At 52.6% G+C, this 14,039-nt stretch carries 14 protein-coding genes; 2 read left to right on the forward strand and 12 right to left on the reverse strand.

Annotation, left to right across the window (positions count from 1 at the left end; genetic code table 11):
• Positions 1-9 precede the first annotated feature (9 nt).
• From G5B47_RS13880 to G5B47_RS13890, 3 genes are all read right to left on the reverse strand, one after another.
• The gene (locus G5B47_RS13880) at positions 10-546 is read right to left on the reverse strand and encodes an AAA family ATPase (protein WP_235957171.1); all 537 of its coding nucleotides are present in this window, start codon (positions 544-546) and stop codon (positions 10-12) included.
• 182 nt (positions 547-728) lie between these two features.
• Positions 729-998: a hypothetical protein gene (locus tag G5B47_RS13885; protein WP_165099013.1), complete on the reverse strand. Its 270-nt coding sequence runs from the start codon at positions 996-998 to the stop codon at positions 729-731.
• Between the two features lie 179 nt (positions 999-1,177).
• The gene (locus G5B47_RS13890; protein WP_165099015.1) at positions 1,178-1,519 is read right to left on the reverse strand and encodes a hypothetical protein; all 342 of its coding nucleotides are present in this window, start codon (positions 1,517-1,519) and stop codon (positions 1,178-1,180) included.
• 168 nt (positions 1,520-1,687) lie between these two features.
• On the opposite strand from G5B47_RS13890, the gene G5B47_RS13895 reads away from it, so the two are divergent.
• Both G5B47_RS13895 and G5B47_RS13900 read left to right on the forward strand, forming a co-directional pair.
• On the forward strand, positions 1,688-2,119 hold the full coding sequence (locus G5B47_RS13895; protein ID WP_165099017.1) for a MarR family winged helix-turn-helix transcriptional regulator: 432 nt from the start codon (positions 1,688-1,690) through the stop codon (positions 2,117-2,119).
• Positions 2,120-2,147: 28 nt separating this feature from the next.
• Entirely contained in the window at positions 2,148-3,956 is a 1,809-nt protein-coding gene (locus G5B47_RS13900; protein WP_165099019.1) for an ABC transporter ATP-binding protein, read from the forward strand.
• On the opposite strand, the gene treR is transcribed toward G5B47_RS13900, so the two are convergent.
• From treR to anfK, 9 genes are all read right to left on the reverse strand, one after another.
• Positions 3,953-4,669, reverse strand: coding sequence for a trehalose operon repressor (gene treR / locus G5B47_RS13905; RefSeq protein ID WP_165099022.1), 717 nt, complete (start codon positions 4,667-4,669; stop codon positions 3,953-3,955). The two genes, G5B47_RS13900 and treR, sit on opposite strands and share 4 nt — an antisense overlap.
• A gap of 101 nt (positions 4,670-4,770) precedes the next feature.
• Positions 4,771-6,789, reverse strand: coding sequence for a PTS system trehalose-specific EIIBC component (treP, locus tag G5B47_RS13910; RefSeq protein ID WP_165099024.1), 2,019 nt, complete (start codon positions 6,787-6,789; stop codon positions 4,771-4,773).
• Between the two features lie 38 nt (positions 6,790-6,827).
• The gene (gene treC / locus G5B47_RS13915; RefSeq protein ID WP_165099026.1) at positions 6,828-8,528 is read right to left on the reverse strand and encodes an alpha,alpha-phosphotrehalase; all 1,701 of its coding nucleotides are present in this window, start codon (positions 8,526-8,528) and stop codon (positions 6,828-6,830) included.
• Positions 8,529-8,881: 353 nt separating this feature from the next.
• Positions 8,882-9,733, reverse strand: a complete 852-nt coding sequence (locus tag G5B47_RS13920) for a beta/alpha barrel domain-containing protein (protein WP_165099028.1) — start codon at positions 9,731-9,733, stop codon at positions 8,882-8,884.
• 87 nt (positions 9,734-9,820) lie between these two features.
• Entirely contained in the window at positions 9,821-10,744 is a 924-nt protein-coding gene (locus G5B47_RS13925; protein WP_165099030.1) for a hypothetical protein, read from the reverse strand.
• The gene (locus G5B47_RS13930) at positions 10,744-11,301 is read right to left on the reverse strand and encodes a pyridoxamine 5'-phosphate oxidase family protein (RefSeq protein WP_235957172.1); all 558 of its coding nucleotides are present in this window, start codon (positions 11,299-11,301) and stop codon (positions 10,744-10,746) included. Before G5B47_RS13930 ends, G5B47_RS13925 begins: the two co-directional genes overlap by 1 nt.
• A complete protein-coding gene (locus G5B47_RS13935; protein ID WP_165099032.1) occupies positions 11,298-12,029 on the reverse strand; it encodes a type 1 glutamine amidotransferase in 732 nt (243 codons plus the stop codon). The genes G5B47_RS13930 and G5B47_RS13935 overlap by 4 nt, the downstream gene beginning before the upstream one ends.
• A 49-nt stretch (positions 12,030-12,078) precedes the next feature.
• Positions 12,079-12,543: a hypothetical protein gene (locus tag G5B47_RS13940; protein WP_235957173.1), complete on the reverse strand. Its 465-nt coding sequence runs from the start codon at positions 12,541-12,543 to the stop codon at positions 12,079-12,081.
• Between the two features lie 109 nt (positions 12,544-12,652).
• Positions 12,653-14,026, reverse strand: coding sequence for a Fe-only nitrogenase subunit beta (anfK, locus tag G5B47_RS13945; protein WP_235957174.1), 1,374 nt, complete (start codon positions 14,024-14,026; stop codon positions 12,653-12,655).
• Positions 14,027-14,039: the final 13 nt, after the last annotated feature.

Here is a 14,039-nt window from a genome sequence, read left to right on the forward strand (position 1 = left end):
GTTTATCGCTTAAGTAACATTCCGCTCATTCCATTTCTGCATAACGTATCTTTTTATTTGCTCCGCGACTTCAGCTGGTGGAGTGGACGTTGTGACAATTGTAGGCATCGGCGGGTTGTATGCGGTTTCGGCATTGTCGAGAAGCCACTGGGCAAATTGTTCATGTTGTTTTAACATATCATCCGTCCACATCGCTTTATCCTCCCGGTTACGAAGACGTTGATTACGGGTGCTGTCATCACAATGTAAGTTAATAAAGCAAAGTTCACTAAACGCTTGATACACATCACATTTCTCCGCATCCCAGGGCATAAACGTCCCGCAAATAATCGTTCCTCTTCCGGATTTGGCAACAGCGCTAGCAAAATGAAGCAGCAAGTTATAGCGATCCTGGTATTCCAACTTGGAAGCGGTCGTACCAAAATTATCAATATCCGTGCTGAATACCACAAAATCAGGCAATTGAACTCGCAGCTCCTCCATGACCGTTGTTTTCCCTACACCGCTCGCCCCGGTAACAATAAATAAAGGTAATTTCCGTTCCAAAAAGTCCCCTCCTTTGAAATTATAACCTAATACTATCTTCTAATTTATGTATAGAAAAGGGAAAGTTTTGTAACGTAAGTTGAAAGTAAACAAAGACAATCTTTCTATTCAACGTAAAAAAATAGCGTGCCGAATCTCCCGATTCGCACGCCATTCTCGTTTACCCGTCACAATTTAGCTTTTTACATCATGGAGCTTCCGTTCATCATGCTCCCCATATTCTTCATCATTCCGGAACCGGATTTCATCATATTATCCATATTGCCTTTTTGTTCTCCACAGGATTTGTACATGTCATTCAGCTGCTGGTCGGTCAGGCTCGGATGCATTTTTTTAATAAAGGGGAGCATCTGCTCAAATGCAGGGTTGCCGGTGTCAGCGGCATATACGGCGGTGCCGATACCAAGCGTCAGTGCGATCGCGCCGATGCCAATCCATAATTTCTTCTTCATTTGTATTGCCTCCTTTTTCTGTAAGCCGGATTTCTGGTTAGAGAGCGGCGGAGCGCACTTCCCAAGATGGGATGAAGCGCCCTTGTTTGATTTCATTTTAACGCTAAAATATGTAGAAAATATGAGGGGGAGGGGGAATGTGCAAAATTCATCAATCTTTAAGTTTCCAGAACTTCCCCTCATTGAATAACTCGCCAGGAGTATAGTCCTTGCTTTACAAGATAGACATACCCCTCCCATTGCGAAAATGAATTCCCCGGCGGCATATCTTTCAACTTTGTTCGATCTTTGACAACCCATCGGGCAGGCGGCTGAAATCGATTTTTCGCTTCATATTGGATATGTACAACGGAATAACCGGATAAGTGCTGAACATCGAGAACCTTCACGTTTCCCCAGTCACTGCCGTTCTGCCAAAGACGAGAGACATAAGTACCTGGATTTTGTCTTGGAATCGAAATCAGGATAATAGACAGAATACAAAGAATCACAAACGTAACAATCAATATCTTTTTTCTCATGCATACTCCCCAAAATATTTATTGTTTCTTCATTTTAAATTCCTGTTATGGAAATAATCAACATCTATTTTATGGTAGGCGGCAGTCACTTCCCGCCTCTTCGCTTTGCATTCAGTTAGTTTTTATTATAAACTGTTTACTATGATAACTAATGAGGAGCGTACCATAATGCACGATCCCCGTCATACCGCAGAGGTTTACCATTCCTTTTTTTCCGTTGCCAGACAGCTCAAGAGGCTTGCCCACCAAAGCGCCGCCGAAGCCGGACTTACGGTCCACCAGCTCGATATTCTCCGGTTGATCCGTTCCGTTCCCGGGCTTACCCAGAAAGAAGTAACCGAGCGGCTGCGCGTGCCGAAGAGCAGGGTCAGCCTGCACATTGACGCCCTCGTTGAAAAAGAGCTGGCCGTGCGCGAAACCTCCCGGCAGGACCGGAGAGAAACGCTGCTCCGCCTTACCCCCGCAGGTGAAGAGCTGTGCGAACGCTTCGACCGGGAAGATCAATCACGTCTGGCGCTTGAACAAGCTTTGCGGCAGTTCTCGGCTGAAGAAATCGGAACCCTGCTGGACATGCATCAACGGCTGCTGGATAAGCTGTAACTCTATCAAAAAAAGTTGGTGATTCAATATGTCAAGATATGGCGGATACACGCTCGGAAGAATGAAATTCGATGACTCACAGGAAAAGCCCGACCTCTCCAAAGAGATGCTGCTGCGGATTTCCCGCTATTTTCTCCCCTATTGGAAGCAGACTCTTGTCGTACTGGCCATCCTCGCTGCTACCTCCGTTCTAGGCTTGCTGCCGCCTCTGCTCATTCAGCAGATCGTCGACCACGCGCTTCCGGACAAAGACTTGCGCCTGCTCGTTCTTCTGGTTGCAGGCTCTCTTGCTGCGACGGTTGCTTCAGGCTTGCTGGGGGTGCTCCAGAGCTATTTGAATGCTTTTATTTCGCAAAATATCATCTTTGATATGAAAAATCAGATGTACCGGCACCTTCAAGGCATGCCGCTACAGTTCTTCTCGAATGTGAAGCAGGGCGAGGTTATTACGCGGATGACCAGCGATATTTCGGGGATTCAAGGGGTGTTCAGCGGAACGATTGTGAATTTTGCCAGCAATCTGCTGATGCTGATTACGACGGCGGGGACGCTGTTCTGGATGAACTGGAAGCTGGCCCTGGTCAGCGTATTCGTGGTTCCCCTGTTCGTCGCGCCTACCCGCAAAATGGGCAGCGTCCGCTGGAAGCTGGCGAAAGAAACGCAGGAGAAAATCTCCGAGCAAAACCACATTATCGAGGAAACGCTCAGTCTAAGCGGCTATATGCTGATGAAGCTGTTTACGAAGGAGGATCAGGAACGGGACCGCTTCAAAGCGGTCAGCGCGGAGACGACGCGACTGCAAATCAGGGAATCGATGGCCGGGCGCTGGTTTATGATGCTGGTGAATACCTTCGCTTCCATCGGGCCCATGCTGATTTACCTTTGCGGCGGCTATTTGTTCATTCGGGGAGAGATCACCATCGGTGCCATTATCGCCTTTGTGTCCTTGCTCGGCAGATTGTACTCTCCCGTGGGACAGCTTACGAATTTGTATGTGGACATCAAACGGTCGGTCGCCCTGTTCGAGCGCATCTTCGATTACTTCGACATGGAGCCGCAGATTGTCGATGCTCCGGGGGCCGACTCCCTGAATGGAGCAGGAAGCGCCATCGAATTCCGGAATGTCAGCTTCGCTTATCAGCCGGATAAGCCGGCGCTGCGGGACATTTCCTTCAAGGCCGAGCCGGGCACGCTGACCGCCCTCGTCGGTCCGAGCGGAGCGGGAAAAACGACGATCACGAACCTCATCCCCCGGCTGTATAATGCCGATTCGGGCAGCATCCGCATAAGCGGCGGAGACATCGCTTCAATTACGTTGAAATCGCTGCGTTCCAGCATCGGTCTGGTCACCCAGGATACTTACCTGTTCAACGGAACGATCCGCGAGAATCTACTGTATGCGAACGAAGAAGCGACCGATGAAGAGATCGCTCAGGCCTGCCAGGCCGCTTATATTCATGATTTTATCATGAAGCTGCCGGACGGCTACGACACGGTTGTGGGGAACCGGGGGATCAAGCTGTCGGGCGGAGAAAAACAGCGCCTGTCCATCGCAAGGGTGCTGCTGAAAAATCCGTCGATCATCATTATGGACGAAGCGACCTCTTCCCTTGACACCGTCTCGGAATTTTATGTGCAGCAGGCGATGCATGTTCTGCTACAGAACAAGACCAGCCTCGTCATCGCCCACCGCCTGTCCACGATTATGTCCGCCGACAACATCCTTGTTATCAAGGATGGCCGGGTTGCCGAGGAAGGCAAGCATCAGCAGCTGCTGGATAAGAACGGAGTTTACAAGGACTTATACGATAAACAGTTTGGGAAAAAAGTCACTTAATGCGCCCTGCGGGCAAAGTCGACAAACTGGAATTTGTCGAGTCTGTGCCGCGACTCCGTATACTGAAACAGCGTCGTATCTTCCAAATACACGTAGCCCCGGACGACAACGACATGGGACAGGTTTTTCAGGTCGAGCAGCGTCCGGTCTTCAGGGGTGGCTGGCTCGGCTGATATTTCTTTTTTGGCATAGCTGATTGATAATTTCAATGTGTTCTCCAAATAATCGTAGATCGACCTTGCGGCGATTTCCGGAGTCAGCGTCCCTACCCTTTCCGGCACAAAATAATCCTTATCCAGAATGACCCGCTCCCCTTCAATCTCGCGGGACCGGATCACTTCCCATACCGTCGTCCCCTCTTTGAGATCCAAGTGAGCGGCAATGGTCCGGGATGCGGGAACAAGTTCCGTCTTATAGACAAGCGTCCTGGATTTCCGGCCCATTTTCTCCGACATTTCCTTAAAGCTGATCAGGCCTGTGACGGGGAATTTCATCTTGCCCAAATCGAGGACGAACGACCCCTTGCCTTTAACTTTATGGATATATCCGTTCTGCGCCAGCAGACCCAGCGCCTTGCGCACCGTTTCTCTTGAGGTTCCGTAGCTCTCCGCCAGCTCGCTCTCTGATGGAATTTTGGCGCCGGCAGAAATGTCGCCGTTCTGAATTTTCTCCGCGTAATCGTTATAAATCGTCCAATAAATATTGGCGTTCACCGGTTATCACCATCCTGTCTATAGCATAACCCGAAGATGAGAAGAAGCACAGCCCCCTGGACTGTGCTTCTTTTGTTTTTATACCAACTCCGGTTCGGTTATTAGATTCCTTGGGGAGACAATTGGATCTTCAGCACGATATCCCGGCCGGCAACCTTCGCTCCCGCAGGCTCTTCGGTTATCCGCCCAACAATAGGCTGCCCGTCTGGAATAATGATCGGTGTAATAACCGGCAGTCTTGCCTGAAGAATGGCCTCTCTGTCGAACTCGATCAGCAGCTGGCCAGCCTTCACTTCATCGCCGATGCCGACATGCAGCGTGAAAGGTGCTCCCTTCAGCGACACCGTGTTGATGCCGATATGAATCAGCACCTGGACGCCGGTGGCATGCTCCAGAATGATGGCGTGCTTGCTCTTGATAATATGCACCACCTTGGCGTCGAACGGAGCGACAACCTTTCCATCCGAAGGATCGATAGCAATGCCCTGGCCCATCTGCCGCTCAGCGAAGGCCGGATCGGGCACGTTCTCCAGCGGAACGACTACCCCGGCAAGCGGGGCTTGAATGTCCAGCACGTTAACGGCTTTTCCTGCAGGGACAACCGGAGCCGCTTCAGAAACGGCTGCTGTGGCGGCCGTCTCGTTCGTTGCTGCAGTCCCCGAGGATGCTTGAACCGGCGCGGATTCGTTGTTCGTATCGGCCGGACCCGCCTTTCGGGAGGCTACTTTGCCATAAACCGCCGTCAGCAGGAACGGAACGACAAGGACGATGGCCATGCCGACGAAGAAGACGCCCCACTGGTTCGGATAAATGGACAGGAAGCCGGGGATGCCGCCGACGCCGATCGACGATGCCAGAACGTGATTGATCGTCAGCACCAGTCCGCCGATCGCGGAGCCGATCATCCCGAAGATGAACGGATATTTATAGCGGATATTAACCCCGAATATGGCCGGCTCGGTTACTCCGAGAAATGCGGAGACGGAGGAAGTAACGGCAAGGCCTTTCGATTTCTGCTCACGGAATACCAGCAGCATAGCGAGCGCCGCCGAGCCTTGAGCGATATTGGAGAGCGCCAGCATCGGCCACAGGAAGGTTCCTCCCTTGCTGCCGATAAGCTGCACGTCAACGGCCAGAAATGTATGATGCATGCCGGTTACGACGAGCAGCGCGTAAATTCCGCCGTACAGAATGCCGCCAAGAGCCGGCAGCGTATTGAACACATGCACCAATCCGTTCGTGATCGCGTTTCCAATTGCAAAAGTGACCGGTCCGATGATTGTAAAGGCCAGGAAGCCCGTTACGAGCAGGGCCACCGGAGCGACAACGAGCAGCTTGATAGAGTCATGCACCTTCTTGTTCAGGAATCTCTCGACCCGGGCAAGAAGGTAGGCCGATACAAGAACCGGGAGCACCTGTCCCTGGTAACCGATTTTTTCAAACTGCCAGCCGAACAGATTCCAATGCGGAATCTTGCCTTCCTGCGCAGCCTGGGCGTAGGCCCAAGCATTCAGCAGATCCGGATGGACGAGAATCAGGCCGAGTACGATACCAAGCAGCGGACTGCCGCCGAAGCGGGTCGCCGCAGACCAGCCGATAAGCGCGGGCAGGAAGGTGAATGCGGTATTGGCGATGAGGTTGATAATGCCGGCGAAGTCCGTCCATGCCGGGTACTCTTGCACCAGGGACCGTCCTTCGAAGAAGATGCCGGGGCCCGTTAGAATATTATTGATGCCGAGCAGCAGACCCGCGGTCACGATGGCCGGCAGGATCGGAATAAAGATATCCGCCAGCGTCTTGATCGCCTGCTGCAACGGGTTTTGTTTTTTGGCCGCCGCCTTCTTGACCTCATCCTTGGAGGAACGCTGCCCCCCGGTAATGGCGATCATTTCATCATAGACCTTGTCCACAAGACCGGGTCCGATGACAACCTGGAACTGTCCCTGGGAAGAGAAATGTCCCTTCACCAAGTCATTTTGCTCCAGCAGCTTATGATCGACCTTCTTCTCGTCCGCCAGGGAAAATCTCAACCTCGTGACACAATGCGTAGCGGCTTCGATGTTGTCCGCACCGCCGACAGCCTTGATGATCTTCTCTACGTTTGCTCTATCAATGGCCATTCGTTCTCGCTCCCTTCTGAACTATAACTTAAACGGATTTATCGGATAATCCACATATAGGAGGCGTAAGGGCTCAGCTCCATCCGTGCTTTCAGCTCTGGCGCCTCATTCGTGTTGCCGGCCAGCAGCTGCGGCGTTCCGCCTCCCTCAAGCTTCGCTGCAAAGGCTTCCGGGAATTCAAAAACCGCGTCTTTGCCGCTGAAGTTGGAAACAACCGCCAAGGTCTCCTTGTCGCTGATCCTAGCATAAGCGAATACCTGCGGATGCCCTTCGTCCAGACGCTCGTACTGCCCGTCGGTCAGGACGTCGACTTCCTTGCGAAGCGCAATCAGCTTCTTATAATGGCTGTATACGGAATCCGGATCGCTGAGCTGGTTCTTGACATTAATCTCGCGGTAACGCTCATCCACCTTAATCCACGGCGTTCCGGTTGTAAAGCCCGCCTCGGGACTGTCATCCCACTGCATCGGCGTGCGTGAATTGTCACGCGACCGTTCGCGGATAATATCCAGCGCCTCTTCCGGGGTCTTTCCCAGCTCCTGCAAAATAACGTACATGTTCCGGGACTCAATGTCTCGCAATTCACCGATGTCGTTCCAGTGCGGATTCGGCATCCCGATTTCTTCTCCCTGGAACACGTAAGGCGTTCCTTGAAGACCGTGAAGCGTCGTCGCCAGCATCTTGGCGCTTTCCGTCCGGTATTTGCCGTCATCGGCGAACCTTGACAATGCCCGCGGCTGATCGTGGTTGTTTAGGAACAGAGCATTCCAACCGCCCCCTTGCTGCATGCCGACCTGCCAATCCGACAACAGCGCTTTCAGCTGCTCGAAATCGTATGGCATTAGCTCCCATTTCCGTCCACCCGGATAATCGACCTTCAGGTGATGGAAGTTGAAGGTCATCGAGAACTCCCGTTCCTCCGGATTGGAGTAGCGGATACAGTGCTCCATCGTCGTTGAGGACATTTCGCCAACCGTTACGGTATCGGGACCGAACACTCTCCGGTTCATTTCCTTAAGGTATTCGTGGACCCTTGGGCCGTCCGTGTAGAACTTCCTTCCGTCTCCGGGAGGAACGCTGCCATCATCGTCCGGGAAGCGCTGGTCCTTGGAGATCAGGTTGATGACGTCCATCCGGAAGCCGCTTACACCCTTGTTCGCCCAGAAGCTCATCAAATCGTAGACTTCTTCCCTCACCTTCGGATTTTCCCAATTGAAATCGGCCTGCGTCTTGTCGAACAGCGTAAGAAAATACTGTCCCGTCCCTTCATCATACTGCCAGGCGGATCCGCCGAATTTGGACTGCCAGTTGTTAGGGGGGCTTCCGTCCGGCTTCGGATCTCTCCAGATATAATAATCGCGGTACGGATTATCTTTGGATTTCTTGGCTTCTTGAAACCATCTGTGCTCCGTCGAGGAATGGTTGACAACGATGTCGAGCATCAGACGCATCCCTCTGCGCCGGGCTTCGGCCGCGAGCTCGTCGAAATCGGCCATCGTGCCGAACTGCGGATCGATCTCGCAATAATCGGCTACATCGTAACCGTTATCATTTTGCGGCGAAACATATACCGGCTGCAGCCAAATAATATCGATGCCAAGATCCTTTAAATAATCCAGCTTCTCCAGCAGCCCCCGGATATCACCCTGTCCGCTGCCTGTCGTATCCTTAAAGCTCTTCGGGTATACCTGATAAACGGTAGAGCGGCGCCACCACTCCTGTTTGGTTCCTGCACTCACAGCATGATCCCCTCCCACTGAATTTCCAATTTCCTATAACAATTTATTGTAGCGTTTTCGTAAAACATTTCAGCTAATTGCGCTGGTCCTCTTAGGCAACCTGTATATACAGGTTGTTTATGCCCCTATATTAAACCTGTATATACAGGTTGTCAATGAAAGCGTTAAAATTTTCTTCAAAAAAAGCACTTCCCGAAACATACATCTACCCTTAAGGGTATCAGTAAACATCCGGAAAGTGCATTTTGGTTGGCTTATACATGCCTATACCCATACCATTGCCCATCATATGCTCGCCTTCAATTTCCAGCTTGGCGTCGATTTCGCCGGAGGACGCATCCAAACAATCCGCGTTAGCCGTTAATCGCCGTGAATACCGACCGGTAATGATGTCCCGGCCTGCCGCCGGCCGCAGAAACAAGCTGATTCAATTCGGACAGGGCATCCATTCTGACCCCTGTTCCAAGCTTGTACAAATAGGCCATGGATGACGCAACTTCTTCAATGGAAGCATTGCCCGCTCTTTCGCCGATCCCCGAAACGGTCACACTGGCAAATGCCGCGCCGCCATGAAAGGCTGACAGCGTATTCGCCGCAGCCAGTCCGTAATCATTATGACCTTGAAATTCAACCGGCAGAGCACAGCGATCCGTCAAATACCGAATGTGGCGGTACGTTTCAAAAGGGTCCAGGCACCCCGTAGTGTCGGCATAGCGAAGACGAGCCGCCCCGAAGCTTGCAGCCATCTCGGCATAATGCAGCAGAAAATCGGGGTCTGCCCGGGAAGCATCATCCGCTCCGACGAAGACGGTGCAGCCCCTGCTTTGGGCATATTCCAGCGCCTGAAACAGCCGCCTCAGCACCCATTCCCTGCTTCTCCGCAGTTTCTGCCCGATATACACATCGGAAACCGGCAGGGAGATATGAATATGGGAGAAACCGCAGGAGATCGCGCTCCCGATTTCCTCCGGTTCCGCCCGGCTCCACGCAATAAGCGCGGAGCCGGGGGAAAGGCTCATCAATTGTCTCAGCGTTTCGCCTTCCCGTTCCCGCAAAGCCGGAACGCCGACCTCAATCCAGCGGATTCCGGCACGGTTTAGCGCTGTTGCGATACGCAGTTTCTCTTCGAGCGAAAAGGCGGCACCCGCCCGGTCGCCGTCCCGAAGTGTGGTATCCACCAGCTCGAATTGAACGCCCGATGGCATACTGCTTCCCTCCTCTTCTGGCTTCCAAAATTATGTATGCATGAGTCCGGTCTTCCAACCGGTCCCGGATGAAGCTGCACGCATGCCCTACTCAGAGTCATTCCTCCGGGTGTACAACTCCATCAGCTCGATATCATTTGCCGACAGCTCCCGGTATTCTGCCAGCCTACGTGCCCTCTCCAACAGAAGCACCGCCTCCTCTGAAGACTTGATGCCGGATTCATGCGCGACAACCCCGCTCCCGATTACCGCCTTGCTGGGCGGGACGGGAATGTTCATGGCCGATAGAACGGCTTCACAGTCGGCAGCCAACGACCCGGTGAAAGGCCCCTGAGTCCTCTCCCAAAGCACCCTAACGGCCATCAGCACTTCCTCCATTGCTGCCTTGCCCTTGGAACCTACTCCCGATACGGAGACTCCGATATAATCCATGCCCGCTTTCAGAGCTGCAAGAGTGTTGGCAGTCGCCAAACCGAGCCTGTTGGTAGCGCAGAACTCTATAGGACAAGTAGCCCGCCCGACAAGTTCGGTCAGATAGCTTCGTGCGGTCAAGGGATCAAGCCTGCTTTTGCTGTCGCAATAAACGAGCCGTTCGATTCCATAGCGTTCCACCAGCGGCCAATAAGCATCAAAGCGGCCGGTGTGGGCTGGCGCCAAATCCTCCACATATAAATAGATCTCCTGCGCGAACTCCTGCGCGGTCACAAGAGCTCCCTCCAGCTTGAACAAAGACATTCGGTCAAGCGTATTGGACCACAGAATCGCCACCTTGGAAAATCCCATCGAACGGGCAAGGGATAAATCGGCAGTATCGGGCCGAACCCGGACACGAATCCGGTCTATAAGCTTCCTGTCCGCAATCACTCTTCGGTAAGAATAGATATGCCTGATATACACATCAAATACAGCAAGGTCGTAACGCTGCAATATCTCCGCCAGCCTGCTGATTTCCTCGAGATCCACGGACCGCCGGAACGCTTCGTCAACCGTATAATCAATGAGCTTGGCCATCATGTCCCCGTGACCGGCGGATGACCATGACCTTGACCCGCCGGAAAGTCAGGAACCGCATCGTTCTCTTTTCCCGTAATATGCACAGGGGTTATCCGCACGACAGCCACTGCGTTGCCGTCCATCGCCGAGCGGTATCCTTCAACCATTTTCCCGGAAATCCCCTGCTTATAGAAACCGGGGGTGAATTTGTCGAGAATCTTCTGCAGCACTCCGGTCGCCTCGTTGATATCCGTTACTTTCTCCGCTTTTCCAAATAGCATCACACTCATATAAGAGGTGTCCGCCTTGCAGGGAACGGAATCGGAGATCGTTCCGTTCTCGCGGTATACTGTGAAGGTGACGGACGGATTATCTGCGAGAAGGCGCAGCTTTTTACCCGAACCCATGCCATGAAAATAGACCGCCCCCTCATACCAGACATAATTGACGGGAACGGCATAGGGATACTCATCGCCCGCGATGCCGACAATGCCCACCCGGGACTCGGACAGAAATTGTTCAATTTTTTCCGGGTCGCGACAGTCTCTTGCCTTGTAGCTTACGTGTTCCATCATCCGATTATATACTTCCTTTCTTGAGCCGCACGCTCTGTGTCCGCCAGTCTTGTAAGAAATTCAGCCATCCATTCGTTGTTCTGCGCAAGAAATTCCGGGTGACTCAGCACCTTTTCCGGCGATTGCACATAAGCGGCGGGAATCATCTCGCCTCCGCCTTCATCAATATAGCCCTGCAGAAGCTGAGGCGTATTCTCCAGATGGAACTGGAATCCGAACACATGCTCTTTGTATACAAAAGCCTGATGGCTGCACGCCTCGCTCCCGGCCAGAACCTCCGCCCCCGGCGGAAGAACGCTGAACGTGTCGTAATGCCACTCGAACACCACCGAATCGCGGGGAAAGAACGAGAACAGAGGGTTGCTTAGCGCCTCGTCGCTCCACCGGATCGGAATCCAGCCGATCTCCGGCTGGCCGTTCTTCGTAACTTTGCCGCCAATCACGTCGGCAATCAGTTGGGCGCCGAGGCACAGCCCCAGCACGGTTTTGCCCGCGGCAATCGCGTCCCGGATCAATTCCTTCTCCTGCGCCAGCCAAGGGTAGCTGTCCTCCTCATAAATGTTCATGGGACCACCCATAATAACCAGCCAGTCGAAGCTCACAAGCGCCGGAAGCGGCTCACCATTATAAAACCTGGTATGTGTGACCTTATGGCCATTCGCAGTAGCCCATTCAAGAATACTGCCCGGGTGTTCAAGCTCGATATGCTGCAGATAATGAAGCCGCACGTTCTCCCTCCTCATTCTTTCCATCCAAATGGCTTATAGAGAGCGGAATTCAACCCGCAGCGGGCGAATCGGTCTTCCCGGCCGCACCTTCGCCAAAAGCCGCTCGGACCTCCGCAATCCTCTCTTGATCAAACAGCTCGCGTACCGAGGCGCACATATTTAGAACCCTATCCGCATCCTCCGGTTCGGGTGTGCCGTGAAAATAATCGTCAAGCGAACAAATGCCGAAAATGAAATCCAGCGACCGGATCTCCTTGTTCAGTTCCTTCGGAAAATCCACCTCGGTTTCCAAAGCGTTCATAAGACATATATAGTTATGATTTAAGGGCGGAGAGTCGTAAAGATAACACATGGCTACCAGGTAGCTCTCCAGCGCAACACAGGCGACGTTGAATACGAGACTGTACCGCTGATTCGCTCGTTGAAATTGTTCTGCGCGCCAGTGATAGGCAAGGGCGTCCCGGTACTTCTCTTCAAATGTCTCCAGATCATACTCGTTAACCGTCAAAGACATGCCGGATCTCCCCCTTATATTGAAAATACTGCCGAACCCCGCAAGCCTCGGGTCCGGCAGATTCATGAAATCCTGATCAGAGCAGATTATTCGTCTGACTGCATGATCCTTACCAGACGTTCAGCAGCCATTCTTTGTTCTTCTTGTATTCCATGTCGGTGAACAGCGTGTTCGCCATTTCTTCGGCAAGCCAGATGGCGCCTTTATAGCCGACAACGGGATGACGGTACAGTCCGGCACGGTCGTAAGTCGGGAATCCGACGCGAACCATCGGCACGTTGTAATCGATGGAGATGAACCGGCCTTTGGAATGGCCCAGAATCAGATCCAGCTCCAGACCGTTCTTCAGGCGGCTTTCAAGGTCCATCAGGTCAGCGTTCATAATGATTTCCATATCAAACTCTACATTTTCTTGAAGTGCTTTGATCCGGGGATCAGTTTTGTAGCCCCCGTGATCGTCGCCCAGCAGCAGAAGAACAGGCTTCATTTCGAGGTCTAGACAATATTCGGCAAGTCCGATAACAAGATCCGGGTGTCCGTAAATGGCAACTCTCTTATCAGCCAGGAACATGTGCGTGACGTCGGTGATCGCGTCGATCGCGATACCGCGTTCTTTCACGAGTGATTGCGGAATCGGTTTGCCCGTCATGTTCTTCAGATTTTGCAAGAACGTATCGGTGTTCCGGATACCAATCGGAGTCGGTCCGACGATTGCCTTGATATCGAATTCATTTTCCAAATATTTAGCAGCTTTTCCGCCTTCATAGCGGTTAAGCGCTATGGTACCAATTGCGTTGGCCGTTCCTTGCAGATCCTCGATGGTCGTGGTGCCGTGGGACTCTCCGCTTTTGTCCGGCATCAGCGGCGAATCGAATTCTTCGATTTCAAACAATACGGTGGCGTCGATATCCATAGCGGACAGCAGACCTTTCAGCACGGTTACATCACCCGGGTTAACCCAGCCGGTGATCAGGTTCAGCTTGCCGTTCGGCTCGCCTTTCTTGGCAAAATATTGGACGAAAGCATCCAGCGCCACATCGTAGCCTGTTACATGGCTGCCCACAAAGCTTGGTGTATGAATGGCAACCAGATGCACTTCGCGGTCCGCATACTTCTCTTTCAGAAGTCCGGCGTTGAGCTTGCGGATCGCGCCGTCAACATCATCGCCGATAACTTCGGTCGAGCATGTCGTGATAATCGGCACAACCTTCACATCAGTGTAACGCATCAACAATACGTCAACCGCCGTTTCCACACGGTCAAGTGCGCCGAATACCGCGCCATCTTCGTGCACCGAAGAGGAAGCCATGAGGAAATTATCCTTGAAATGCTGGGAGAACCACAGGCGGACGAACATGACGCAGCCTTGTCCTCCATGGACGATTCCGATACAGTCTTTGATGCCGATGCTGGCAAACTGCGCGCCGGCTGGTTGGCATGTGAAAATCGGATTGATCACACCGGCGCGATCTTTGGGTTTCAAATCACAAGACATC

It is taken from the genome of Paenibacillus apii (genome assembly GCF_011043685.1).
In the GTDB taxonomy this organism is placed as follows: domain Bacteria; phylum Bacillota; class Bacilli; order Paenibacillales; family Paenibacillaceae; genus Paenibacillus_AQ; species Paenibacillus_AQ sabinae.

Excerpts from the sequence above, each read along its gene's own strand:
- G5B47_RS13885 (WP_165099013.1), bottom strand. The coding sequence starts at position 998 with ATGAAGAAGAAATTATGGATTGGCATCGGCGCGATCGCACTGACGCTT.
- G5B47_RS13890 (WP_165099015.1), bottom strand. The coding sequence starts at position 1,519 with ATGAGAAAAAAGATATTGATTGTTACGTTTGTGATTCTTTGTATTCTG.
- G5B47_RS13895 (WP_165099017.1), top strand. The coding sequence starts at position 1,688 with ATGCACGATCCCCGTCATACCGCAGAGGTTTACCATTCCTTTTTTTCC.
- G5B47_RS13900 (WP_165099019.1), top strand. The coding sequence starts at position 2,148 with ATGTCAAGATATGGCGGATACACGCTCGGAAGAATGAAATTCGATGAC.
- treP (WP_165099024.1), bottom strand. The coding sequence starts at position 6,789 with ATGGCCATTGATAGAGCAAACGTAGAGAAGATCATCAAGGCTGTCGGC.
- G5B47_RS13920 (WP_165099028.1), bottom strand. The coding sequence starts at position 9,733 with ATGCCATCGGGCGTTCAATTCGAGCTGGTGGATACCACACTTCGGGAC.
- G5B47_RS13925 (WP_165099030.1), bottom strand. The coding sequence starts at position 10,744 with ATGGCCAAGCTCATTGATTATACGGTTGACGAAGCGTTCCGGCGGTCC.
- G5B47_RS13930 (WP_235957172.1), bottom strand. The coding sequence starts at position 11,301 with ATGATGGAACACGTAAGCTACAAGGCAAGAGACTGTCGCGACCCGGAA.
- G5B47_RS13940 (WP_235957173.1), bottom strand. The coding sequence starts at position 12,543 with ATGTCTTTGACGGTTAACGAGTATGATCTGGAGACATTTGAAGAGAAG.